Below are 12,406 nucleotides of genomic sequence, written 5' to 3'. Positions count from 1 at the left end.
TAAAAGAGTCTATAAACAAAAAGTCATACTTCGCATGATTCGTTATGGAACCCTATGGTTCCCGCAGGCGTCTGCTCTCGCAATCTGAACACCCTCCTTTAAAGAGGCAGGGGATGTTCCCCCACACCCCCTTCCTTTTTTACTTACCCACAGTTTTAGAAATTTATAATTTCCTAGTAAGTAAAAAAGTTCCTTAACATAAGTTAAAGAACTTTTTAAATTTATAAATCCATTTCATTTAATATATCCCTTAAGTTTTTTAAATCTTCTTTAGATAGGGTAATACCCTTCCCCATTTTTTCATGCCCTGCTGCCCAATCTCTCAAATCATATTTAGGTGGTCTATCATTCCAACTTATTAAATTTAGTTCCTTAGTCCATCCCCTAGAAGATTCTGATATTACTCCTTCTGTTTTAATTATTTCGTATTTTATTCCAGCCATTTTATTCACCTCTTATGTACTATTAGTCATTGTAAAACTCTATTTAAGTTTAAACCATAATAATTATACCATATTCTAGATATTAAAGTACTTTTCACTATTGGTAATAATCTGCTTATCACCAATAAACCTCCGTAAAATAAAGAGACCTGCCTCATGACTTTTTTGTCCACTAGTACTACCACAATATTCCGTTAAAACATAAGATCTATAGTTTAATTCAAATAAATCTACTGCTGTTTTTAAAACACATATATCTGTATTTATACCGACTAAGAAGAATTGCTTTATCTTTTTCTTTGCTATATAATCTAAAAACTCTTTAGTACATGCACTATAATAATATTTATCTATTATCAAACTATTGTTTAATTTAAGTCCATTAGGAAAACTAATCTCCTCACGAGTTAAAAGACCCGTCCAATTTAAAATATTCACATAGGGACTATCTGGCTTATTTATAAATCTAGTTTGGATAATATGTTCAAACTTTACTTTTTCTATTAAGTCTGTAATTTTACCAGGTATATGTTTTGTGTTTTCATTTATAAACCCCTTTTGTACATCTATTATTATAAGGGCTGAATGTTGTAAGTTCATATTAGAATCACCTCAACCTTTTTAAATAATCCTAATAATGAGTATTCCTATAAAATACATTTATATACAAAGGACTATTATATTTTTTATAATAGCCTTTAATAACATCAATATATATTTAGGTTAATATCTTTACTCCTATCCAAGTCATATCCTTGTGGGATTATGGTTATTTTAGCACTCCCCTTACTATTAACTTTAAATAGTCCTGCTCTCATATACTTGACACAATTAGGAGGTATACTAGATATTAACGTTCTATCCGTGTAATTATTTAAGTCTTTCTTTAATAGTTGAACTATACTTCCAATCTTTATACTTTCATTATAGGGATGTACATATACATTTCCCTTTGAATCTATTCCATATCTTATAATATGGGCATTTGGATATGGAGGTATAATAAATGGTTTAAATGCAAATTTATTGTGATCCATTGACCATACTTTAAATTTATTTCCTACACCCCTTATGAGTCTAGTATCATAAAAAAATACAGTTCCTTGAAATAAAGCCTTTTCTCCTATGAGGATTCTTGGCACCTTCTCCTTAATTCCTAATACATCATAGGATATAAACTCTCCATTTCCTTCTGGTTCAGAATAAAATACTACAACATGATCATTGGTCACATTCCACACCTTATTGTATATTTTAACTCCCACATAATTTAAACTAGTATAGTATAAGGTAACAGGTCTATCATCATGATTCTTTTTTAATTGAATATTGGTTTTATTGTTATTTCTGTCCTCACTCATTAAAAGAATATATTTATCTTTACCTAATATTATATTAAAAGTATTTGTCAATATAATCACCCCTTATACTAAACATATACCATATTATCCGTACAAATGACTTTTTGACAAAAAAAAGAAGCTACTTTTATGTAACTTCTAATGTTTTTTCTTTTCTACTTTCTGCTATTATTTCATGTTGTTTTTCCACATGGGATAGGGCCTTTAATACTTCTTTTACCACATTGCTACAGACTACTTTGCTATTTTTATTATAAAACTCTATGGCATGCTTTTCTCTCTTTCTAGCCTCTTCTAATAATAGGTCATCACTATCATATTTAGTATAGTCTGGCTTATGAAGCTTAGGCATTTCCTTAAAACCACCTAACATTTTATGCACTCTAGCATGCATAAATTCTACAGAGCTTAGTTCCTTAAACAATTCCTTTATTTCATTATTTTTAGCTAATTCACTGGCTTCCTTGTAAAATTCACCATTAAATACTTCTAATTTCATGGCCTTATCTAATACTTTTAAAGTTTCTTCGTCTAACTCTTTACTTTCCACTTTAAATAGGGCCTTATTATTATCTAGATAAACTTTTCCCACTCCACAAAAGGGGCAATTTATTATATGCTCTTCCTCATTTTTTTCTAAAAAGGTATTTTCATTTAGTCTATAGTTTTTTAAGTTTATATTCATCCCACAAATTAAACATTTTAATTGCTCCATCTATACTCTCTCCCTTCAATTTATGATTTTACCCAAATTAACAGGGGTCCTTTCTTCTACCTGTATATTTCTTTCTTTTACTATTTTATCAAATTTTTCTCTGTCATTTACTGTAGCTCCATTTAATTTTATCTTTTCAAGGTTTTTAAGTTCAAATATTTTGTCTATATCTAAATTATGTATTTTATAAAAACTCAATGTTTTGATGGATTGCAATGCCTCTAGCCCATAAAGGCTTTTAACGTATCCATCTGAAACATGTAATTCTTCTAAATGTTTAAGGCCCTTTAACATATTTAGATTATCCATATCCATTCCCTGTATTGCTAATTTTTTTAAATTAGGCATATTCTTAAGAGATTCTAAGCTTCCCCCCTTAGGGTATGTAATCTCTAACCACGTAACAGATTCCATAGTATCTAGCTCTTGTATTTTATCTAAGTTAATATACCAAAACCATAACTCTTCCACATTTTTTAATTTATCAATAGGTTTTAAACTCTCTATTTTTCTTCCGTACCAAAACCTTAATACCTTTAAGTTCTTGAATTTTTCTATTCCATCTAATCTATTTATGTTATCCTTTAAGCTTAACTTTTCTATTTTTCCTAAATCTTCTTCAGTTATATCTCCTGTTATATTGTATTCTTTCTTAACAAATTTATAAAACGCTCTATCTTTTATGATATTATCTTTAAACATATAATAATTTAAAAATAAAAATACGCTTAATAAAATAAGAATCAATGGAATAATAATCCTTTTACTACGTTCATATCCCTTATGAACATAATAAATTAATAGACCTGATAAACTTCCAAACAATACAAACTCTGTTGGTATATACACACCTACCTTAAATAAAAGATAATTTATTATCATAACTATAGGAACTACAAATCCTTCTTTCTCAGTAAATCCTTTATTGCAGTTTCTTATGGTAACACCTATTAAAAGCCCTATCCATACAGCAGGGCTGGCACCATTTATAAACATGTCCGTAACAAACAGATGGATAACCATAAAAGCCACCATACCTACAGATCCCCACAAAATGTCTCTTTTATAATCCCTAATATTCTTCGCCTCCACTTATACCCCTCCCTAACAGGACTTTATATATTTCTATACATATATATCTTATTCCTTCTTCTCCAAACTAAAAATACTGTAACCAACTTTATATCCCTTTCATATTTTATATTAACAGCTAAATTTGCGTTTTAACAAAGGAGGTGCACATTCATGACTGTTGAAGCTTTATCAAATCTCTTTGAAGATAATACTATTTTATTATTTTTCTTCTTATTGCTAATTGTATTATTCTTCATGCCTTATTTTGACTTTTTCTAATAGGCACCAAACTTACCTAACATACAAAGGAATAAATTAGACAATATAACCTTCAAAGAATATCGCCACACTAGGAAGGCTATCCTTGTAGTATTTAATTTAAAACATCTGCCAAAGAGCTCACTACTATACCTAGTACTGAGCTTTAAATTATTTTTGTTCTATATGAGAGATACTTTTATAAACTTTCTATTAAATGGACCAAACTGTAAATTCAATGTAACATACTAGCTCTAAACATCATATTTTATACTATCAGGTGTAATTTACATAAAAGATAAGGGGGGTGCAATATACATGGCTGACAAGAATTGTATAGATTCTTTTATGTGTCCAACTGATTTATTATTCTTCTTCCTATTACTAGTTATTTTATATAAAATGCCATTTTGTGGCTACGAGCCATATTGTGGATATTAGACAATCCCTTAATTAATATATATGCAAAATAGAGCCCATTACTTTCTAGTAATGGTTTTCTATTGTTTTGTTTTTTTATGAGTTTTCGTTAAGTTTATGACTAAGTTATTTTACTTCTCAGAATAGATATATAGGTTTATATAGCTTAGTTGTCATAACTGTATGTTTGCAAATAAATAAAGATACTTTCTATTATATTATAGAAAATATCTCTATTTATTATCTCAATTCTTTCTATTTATTTGTATTGCTAGAATACTGCAAACAGGAAAATATGTTAATCACGACTCAATTGTATACTATACCATTAAATCTCTCTTATTATAAAATACATAAGTTCCTACCAGTGATACTGCAATAATTACAACGGATAGTATTATAAAAATAAAATCAATACCATTACCTAAAATTATGGATTCAGCTTCAAAGTATTTAAAGGGAGTGAGGTACTTTAGATTTTCAAGCTTATCATACATATTTATGACCATATATAAAACGAAAGTAATGAGTAATACTCCAGTGGCAGTAGAAGCGGCCGTCTTAGATTTTTTACTGACAGATGCAATCAATGAGCCTATACATATAAATATAAGCTGTAGACCAAACATACCCACCATCAACATTATTATATCCCTCAATATTCCATCACTTTCATTAAAATAACTTACAATAACTAATGATGCAATCAATGTAACTGTATTTAAAATTATACTGTTTAAAAGTACAGCTAATAACTTTGACGTTATAACCTTATTTCTTGAAACAGGTTTTACAAATAAAAACTCTGCTGTTTTATCCCTTTCTTCCTTTGCTATAATATTTGCTCCTAACATTGCAGCATGGGTACTAGAAATTAATACAAGATATAAAAAGGTAACTCCATAAAACCCCATGGCAGTTGATAAATCAAAACTACTTATACCCATTATGTTTAATAATGATTTAGGAAATATAGCCAATATATCATTTATAGACTCTCCTGAACTAGCATAGCCTGCATATTTCCCCATGCCTGACCCAATCATTCCTACCATACCTATACACCATATAATTAATGATCTTCTATGTGCCTTCATTTCTCTAGTAAATATATTCATCCATTAAACCTCCTAGTTTTTAAAACGAATCCACTAAACAGCATGAATATCTCTTTTAGAATAAATCACATAACTTGCTGTAATAGAGGCTACAATAAACACCAAAGTTATAATAAGAAAGGGTGTCTCATATGCACTATTCTCTATAATATAAGTAGGATCAAAGTACTTAAAGGGAGTTATATATCGAATCATATCATCTGGATCCTGTGAACTTAAAAAACTTATAAAATAAAAAACAAACACAGTAGCTAGAGAAATAGGTAGAACAGATTTAATTCTAGGCAGTATTACTGAAATAATAACGCCTAAAGACATAAATATTAATTGTACAAATAACAATGTTATAGAAATCATAAATAATATTTTAGAATCATAGTCATTATTCTTTACAGCAGAGATAGTCATGATTGTAGCTCCTATGTAAATTACATTTGTAATTACTAATGCTGTAATTACTGCCATTATCTTAGAAGTTAAAATTTGTGTCCGTCTAATAGGTTTTGTTAACAGAAAATCTGCTGTCTTTTGCCTTACTTCCTTCGATACAACGGAAGTACCAAAATTCATAGCTTGAATTGACCCAATCAAAAGTACAAATGTGAAGGGAAAGGAATAATATCCTAATATGCTAGCAAAACTATCTAAAGAAATGCCCATACCAATTCTTATGGCCTCAGGAAAGCCTTCCATTAAACTTTTTATCTTTTCAACATCCTTTGAAAAGGACGGATATAATGAAAAAAACACAATATTCACCAAAACCAATGATATGGTCCATAAAATAGTGGATTTCCTATAAGCTTTTAATTCATGTAGGAATATATTCATTCTATCTATTCCTCCTTTGAATAATAGTGCATAAAAATTTCTTCAAGATCAGGCTCATCTATCCAAATATTACTTATGTCAACAGTTGCAATCTTTTGCATAATTGTATTGATATTCCCTTTAAACATGAAATTAACCACATTTCCCTTGGATTCTAATTTATTTACACCTGCAATATTAAAGTAATTTTTATCTAGTTTTGATATAGTTTCAATCTTGAACTTTTTATAATTATTTTCTTTTAAAGTACTAATTTTCTCTAGTTTTATTATTCTACCCTCTTTAATAATTGCCACACGATCACACAATCTTTGAACTTCACTTAATATATGAGAGGAAAAAAAGATTGTTGCACCTTTCTTATTTTCTTCTTCTAATAAATCGAAGAATTTCTGCTGCATAAGAGGATCTAGGCCACTAGTAGGCTCATCAAGAATAATTAATTTTGGTTCATGAAGTAGCCCCTGAACTATACCAACCTTCTTCTTGTTTCCAAAGGACAAATCATCAATTTTTTTATTTAGGTCAAGATTCATTACCTCTGCTAAATATTTGATTTTTTCTGTACAATCTTTTTTATAAAAGCTGGCTGAATACTTTAGAAGGTCAATAACCTTCATATTGTCATAATAAAAAACTTCAGAGGGTAAATAACCAATTTCTTTTTTTATTTCAGGACCATGTTCTACAACGTCCTTTCCAAATATCTTAGCACTTCCACTAGTTGGATATATTAGAGATAAAAGTGTCCTAATAGTGGTTGATTTACCAGCACCATTTGGCCCAATAAACCCAAAGACTTCACCTTCCTTAACACTAAAATTAATATCCACAATCCCCCTTGATTTCCCGTAACTTTTAGTTAAATTGTTCGTTTCAATAACATTCATTTTTAAAACATCCCTTTAAAATATAATTTAATTTTGAATATTGTTAACAAGTTAAACATTATTAACCATATTATTTGCAAGAAAGTTTCTATTATTCTTCTTATACTTGCAAAATCAAATGTAAATCTAATTTAAAGTAACAGGGTTAAGCCCTCACTCATAACCTATATTATCAGAGAAACTTATAACCTCAACAAAGGAGGTGCAATATATGGCTGAAATATTCAACGACAATAGTACTTTATTGTTCTTCTTCTTACTATTAGTTGTTTTATTCTGCATGCCTTATTTCTGTGGCTCTTATGAGTATTAGAACATAGCTCAACGAACATACTTAATCAGATAGAAAATCATTACTGAGGGGTAATGATTTTTTATCTGATTAAATTATTTATATAATAATGCCCTAACCTAACTTCTTTGGGAAATCACCTAATAATGCGTTTTTTATTTAACTAATTTAGTGTAACGAACTCTTATGTTAACACATAATGTATATTAGCTAACAATTACTAAATTTACTTCCTCGGTAAAGGAGGTGTGAGTACATGGGCGGTTGCTGTGACAGCAGTTTATTATTCTTTTTCCTATTGTTAGTTGTTATATTCTGTACGTGTTGTAATCCTGAGCCAAGATGTGGTTGCTAGATTAAATATGAAAAATTTTTCATATACAGAAAATCAACAATTATAACACTCCTAAAACCTTTTATAAAATTTGTATACAAAAGTTATAAATACACACGCTTTTAATTAGCTTATAATTCCCTAATAATCACAAAATAAGGACACTGATTTTTATAATCTAGAGTCCTTATTTTTCTATAGTCTTTTCTAAATATTTTCCACAAATTGAACATTTCCCCTGCAAAATTAACTCATATTTGTTTTCTTCTATATAATATATTATTATTTTTACACAATCGTCACAATGACCACAATACACCTCATTAATGAGTTCACATCTTATCTCTTTAGGAATTCTTCTCCAATTTAAATTCACAATATTTGATTTGCCTGTTATGTCTTTTAAACAACCCTTTTCTTTTTCTCCCATGTGCAACTCCCATTCCTTCTTCAATTTCTATAATAGCTTTTTCAAATCTAGGTTTTCACATTTTTCAACTTAAGTCTAAATTATCTATATATTTAATTTTCCCTTTTTACATCTATTTAGAATTCCATTTTATGTCTCTTATAAATTATACATTTTAAAAAATTTAAATATAAAAAAGGCATACCCCGTATGCTTCGCTATGGAACCCTATGGTTCCCTTCGACGCAACTAAAGTTGCTGAGCACCCTCCTTTAAAGAGGTAGGTGAATTCTTCCCCTACAACCCCTTATTTTTTTACTTATCCACAGTTTTTAAAATTTATAATTTCCTTGTAAGTAAAAATAGGGAGATAATTGATTAATTCAATCATCTCCCATCATTCATAGACATATTCTATTTCTTTACTACTACAAGACCATAGAAACATTGTGCAAACTCAAGTTCTTCCTTCATATGTAATCCTAAATCATTACACAACTGACCTACTTCTTCTTTACTAATTCTATGATCAATTGGAGGTCCTATTTTTGTTTCTTTCTTCTCCCATTCTATTACTGCAACTTTTCCTTTAGGTTTTAATATTCGAGATACTTCCCTTAAAAATTTTTCTTTATCCTCCACCTCATGAACTATATTTGCAAGAAGTGCAAAACTAACAGATTCATCAGGAATTTTTAGATCATATTCACTAGTCTGTATGGTATGAATATTTGTAATTTTAGCATCTTCTCCTCTTTTAATAACTTCAGCCAGCATTTCTTCTGAAATATCTAGAGCATAAACACTATTCTCTTCATTTACAATTTGTGCAGCAGGAACAGTAAAATATCCTATACCGCACCCCACATCTGCCACCGTATCATCTGCTACTAACCCTAATTTTTCAAGGGTCCCTTGTGGAGGTAGGTTTTCTCTTCTCCACTCATTATCAAGTTTACTCTTATTCTTTGGTTGAAATTTATGCATTGTGATTCCTCCCTAAATTAGTATAGCTCATATTATAATTATATTCTTATATTATAACCTTCTCAATTAATATTACTATAGTTCACACTCACCTATACCCTTTAATTAACTTTAATAAACATAAAAGTAATCCTACTCTTCATGTTGACATACATGTAATTTACAAAATACAATGGGCATGGGAATAGAAAGGAAGGGATTTTACATGAAAAATAATATGATAGGTGTAAATACCATGATAAATCATTTTGGAGAAGAAAGGTTTGAACATGGAGGTGCAGTTGTACCTCCCATATACCAAAATACTCTCTTTACCTTTGAAAATTGGGATCATATAGATAAAGCATTTTCCGATCCCATAAACAATAACATTTACACCAGGGGGAATAATCCATCTGTAACAATAGCTGAAAAAAAATTGGCTAAACTGGCTGGCGGTGAAAGGGCTAAGTTATTTTCTTCTGGAATGGCAGCCATCTCCGCTGCCATAATGTATTGCGTTAAAAGTGGTGATCACATAATCACCCTTAAAAACCTTTATGGACCCTCTTTAAATTTCATAAATGAATACTTAAAGAATAAATGGAATGTAGGTGTGACCCTTATAAACGGTGAAGATGTGGAAGAAATTGAAAAGGCAATTCGCCCTAATACAACTCTTATTTATCTGGAGTCTCCTTCATCAGCAGTATTTACCATTCAAGACTTAAGTAAAATATCTGAAATAGCAAGGGCTAATGGAATAAAAACAATAGTAGATAATTCTTGGGCCACTCCCCTCTTTCAAAAAACCCTTTTAATGGGTATAGATATGGAGGTCCATTCTTGTTCTAAATATATTGGAGGTCACTCTGATGTGGTAGCTGGAGTTGTTATAGGGAAAAAAGATCACATTGAAAGTATAGCTTTAAATGAATACCTTTTATTTGGAGGAAAGTTAGCTCCCTTTGAAGGATGGCTCCTTACAAGGTCTCTTAGGACTCTATCTATGAGAATGGATAGGCACCAGTCTAACGGTATGATGGTAGCTAAATTTTTAGAATCCCATCCAAAGGTTAAAACAGTAAGATATCCAGGCCTAGAATCTCATCCTCAACATAAGTTAGCTAAAAGTCAGATGAAAGGTTTTACCGGTCTAATGAGTTTTGAGCTACATACGGAGGATTTAGATAAGATAAAAGGATTTGTAAATGTTCTTAACTACTTTAAAATAGGAGTTAGTTGGGGAGGCCATGAAAGTCTTATCTATGCTCCTGCCATATCCTATTTACGAGAGATGACTTCAGAAGCATTTAAAGAAACGGGTCTGTCCTTAGGAGTTATTAGAATCTCTGTAGGACTTGAGGATTCTAAAGATCTAATAGATGATTTAGCAAATGCTCTATCAAAGATTTAACTTACTACTCATGATAGATTCCTATTTTATTTAGAAATTAGCCAAATAGTTTCTGAAGAAAAATTGCTATAGTAAGTTGAAACTTTCAAATTTCTTACAAAAATAAGAATGATACAGATTCTTCTGTATCATTCTTATTTTTCAACCACATTATTAAATTGACCATTTTTTAGCCTTTTCCATTTCATTATACATGTTCCAATATCTCTTTTTATTCTCCATTAATTCCTCATGACTTCCTTGTTCTTCTATAGTTCCTTCATTTAACACTATGATTTGGTCTGCATCTTTAATGGTGTTTAATCTATGTGCTATTACTATTACTGTTTTATCTGCCGTAAGTTTTTTTATAGATTTTCTAATTTCTATCTCATTATCTGTATCAAGGGACGCTGTAGCTTCATCTAGTAATATTATAGGTGCATCTTTGAGTATTGCCCTAGCTATTGATATTCTTTGTTTTTCTCCTCCTGATAAAGTAGATCCACCTTCACCTACTATGGTATCATACTTGTTTTCTAGCTTCTCTATGAACTCATGACAATTCGCAATTTTAGCCGCTCTTACTACATCTTCTTTAGTTGCCCTTTGATTCCCTAATTTTATATTATTGTATATTGTGTCATTTAAGAGATATACATCTTGAAATACCATACTTACATGTTTTAGTAGGGAATCTGGTTTTATGTCTTTTATATCTTTTCCCCCTATTTTTATAGTCCCATCCTTAACATCCCAAAATCTAGCTATTAAGCTTGTAATTGTAGTTTTTCCTGAACCCGAAGGCCCAATTAGGGCTGTCATTGTACCTTCCTTCGATTGAAAGCTTAAATTATTTATAATATTTTCTCCTTCTTCATATTCAAAGTTTACATTTTCAAATTCAATATCATAATTTTGAAAATTCCCTTCTTCATATGTATAGGTCATTTCTGGATGATTATATGTTTGTATTAGTTTTTTAGACGCCAGTTTGAGATATCTAAAGACTCCATACTGAGCAGCAAATGCTCTTAATATATTTGTAAGGGCTAAATTTATTATGATAAATGTTAGAAATTCTCTCTTGTCAATACTTCCTTCTCCAAATCTCATTGTAGCTATAATAAGTAATAGGGGAAAGCTTATATCAACTATTATTTGAAATATCAACACAAAGGGTACAATGGCCACCTCTGTTCTTATACTTTCTTTCTTAAAATCCCTAAATGCTTTTTCTAGTCTTTCAAACTTTTCTCCTACCAGGTTATACGCTTTAAATACCTGTATTCCATTAAGGTATTCAACTAACCTTGATATAACTTCGTTCATAACTTCTTTCTTTTGCTTTCCTATAGTTGTAACCCTCTGACCTCCTATATAAATAACAGGCATGGCCACACATATTACCATCAGCTGAATTAAACCTAGCTTATAGTCAATAAAAAATGTTATTATGAGAAGATATATAGTAAGAAACACTGTTTTTATCAAATCACCAGTACTATGGGTTATTACCATTTCAAAATCTTGCAAATCATTAGTCATTATGTTTGATAGATTCCCTATGCTATTTTTATTAAAAAATCCAAGGTTTATATTCCTAATATGATCTCCCAACGATATACGCATACTTTCAATAGCTCGTGCTCCTTCAGCCTGTATTTCTGTATACCCCTTTGAATTTATTAACATTCTTCCTACTAATGCAGGTATCATGATCATTGAATAGGTCTTAATTTTTGAAAAACTCAATTCTTCTTTAATCAAATCTAGCAATACAAAGTATAACATTGAATAAAAAAACATATTAAAGAAAGTATCCACAGTCAATAAAAGTATAGGCTTCTTAAGCTTTTTACTCTCTTCACCTAATAATTTTTTTATATCTCCCAACAT

At 30.0% G+C, this 12,406-nt stretch carries 13 protein-coding genes; 2 read left to right on the top strand and 11 right to left on the bottom strand.

The features are described from left to right. Positions 1 to 221: 221 nt before the first annotated feature. The 5 genes from CCE28_RS03940 to CCE28_RS03920 all read right to left on the bottom strand — a co-directional run bounded on the left by CCE28_RS03940 (position 222) and on the right by CCE28_RS03920 (position 3,611). Complete coding sequence (locus CCE28_RS03940; protein ID WP_095131187.1) at positions 222 to 443, bottom strand: YdbC family protein; 222 nt, start codon at positions 441 to 443, stop codon at positions 222 to 224. A gap of 75 nt (positions 444 to 518) precedes the next feature. After that, positions 519 to 1,043: an isochorismatase family cysteine hydrolase gene (locus CCE28_RS03935; RefSeq protein WP_095131185.1), complete on the bottom strand. Its 525-nt coding sequence runs from the start codon at positions 1,041 to 1,043 to the stop codon at positions 519 to 521. A gap of 107 nt (positions 1,044 to 1,150) precedes the next feature. Next, positions 1,151 to 1,855, bottom strand: coding sequence for a hypothetical protein (locus CCE28_RS03930; protein WP_095131183.1), 705 nt, complete (start codon positions 1,853 to 1,855; stop codon positions 1,151 to 1,153). Between the two features lie 76 nt (positions 1,856 to 1,931). Beyond that, positions 1,932 to 2,519, bottom strand: a complete 588-nt coding sequence (locus CCE28_RS03925; protein ID WP_095131181.1) for a ferritin family protein — start codon at positions 2,517 to 2,519, stop codon at positions 1,932 to 1,934. A 15-nt stretch (positions 2,520 to 2,534) separates the two neighbouring features. Continuing rightward, a complete protein-coding gene (locus CCE28_RS03920) occupies positions 2,535 to 3,611 on the bottom strand; it encodes a leucine-rich repeat domain-containing protein (protein WP_095131179.1) in 1,077 nt (358 codons plus the stop codon). 558 nt (positions 3,612 to 4,169) lie between these two features. Here CCE28_RS03920 and CCE28_RS22695 point away from each other — a divergent pair. Then, the gene (locus tag CCE28_RS22695; protein ID WP_278277521.1) at positions 4,170 to 4,292 is read left to right on the top strand and encodes a hypothetical protein; all 123 of its coding nucleotides are present in this window, start codon (positions 4,170 to 4,172) and stop codon (positions 4,290 to 4,292) included. 299 nt (positions 4,293 to 4,591) lie between these two features. On the opposite strand, the gene CCE28_RS03915 is transcribed toward CCE28_RS22695, so the two are convergent. From CCE28_RS03915 to CCE28_RS03895, 5 genes are all read right to left on the bottom strand, one after another. After that, a complete protein-coding gene (locus CCE28_RS03915; RefSeq protein ID WP_095131177.1) occupies positions 4,592 to 5,389 on the bottom strand; it encodes an ABC transporter permease subunit in 798 nt (265 codons plus the stop codon). Positions 5,390 to 5,422: 33 nt separating this feature from the next. Then, entirely contained in the window at positions 5,423 to 6,220 is a 798-nt protein-coding gene (locus CCE28_RS03910) for an ABC transporter permease subunit (protein ID WP_095131175.1), read from the bottom strand. Between the two features lie 5 nt (positions 6,221 to 6,225). Beyond that, positions 6,226 to 7,110 (bottom strand): ABC transporter ATP-binding protein, encoded by an 885-nt coding sequence (locus CCE28_RS03905; protein ID WP_095131173.1) that lies wholly within the window; start codon positions 7,108 to 7,110, stop codon positions 6,226 to 6,228. A gap of 813 nt (positions 7,111 to 7,923) precedes the next feature. Then, positions 7,924 to 8,166 carry a hypothetical protein gene (locus CCE28_RS03900; RefSeq protein ID WP_095131171.1) on the bottom strand — a complete coding sequence of 81 codons (243 nt, stop codon included), beginning with the start codon at positions 8,164 to 8,166 and terminating at the stop codon, positions 7,924 to 7,926. A gap of 393 nt (positions 8,167 to 8,559) precedes the next feature. Then, positions 8,560 to 9,132, bottom strand: a complete 573-nt coding sequence (locus CCE28_RS03895) for a class I SAM-dependent methyltransferase (protein WP_095131170.1) — start codon at positions 9,130 to 9,132, stop codon at positions 8,560 to 8,562. A 205-nt stretch (positions 9,133 to 9,337) separates the two neighbouring features. Between CCE28_RS03895 and CCE28_RS03890 the strand changes: the two genes are divergently transcribed. Next, a complete protein-coding gene (locus CCE28_RS03890; RefSeq protein WP_242972889.1) occupies positions 9,338 to 10,528 on the top strand; it encodes a trans-sulfuration enzyme family protein in 1,191 nt (396 codons plus the stop codon). A gap of 153 nt (positions 10,529 to 10,681) precedes the next feature. On the opposite strand, the gene CCE28_RS03885 is transcribed toward CCE28_RS03890, so the two are convergent. After that, positions 10,682 to 12,406 carry an ABC transporter ATP-binding protein gene (locus CCE28_RS03885; protein ID WP_095131168.1) on the bottom strand — a complete coding sequence of 575 codons (1,725 nt, stop codon included), beginning with the start codon at positions 12,404 to 12,406 and terminating at the stop codon, positions 10,682 to 10,684.

Source organism: Anaeromicrobium sediminis, assembly GCF_002270055.1.
GTDB classification, from domain to species: domain Bacteria; phylum Bacillota; class Clostridia; order Peptostreptococcales; family Thermotaleaceae; genus Anaeromicrobium; species Anaeromicrobium sediminis.
This window is presented reverse-complemented; position numbering and strand designations above follow the sequence as displayed.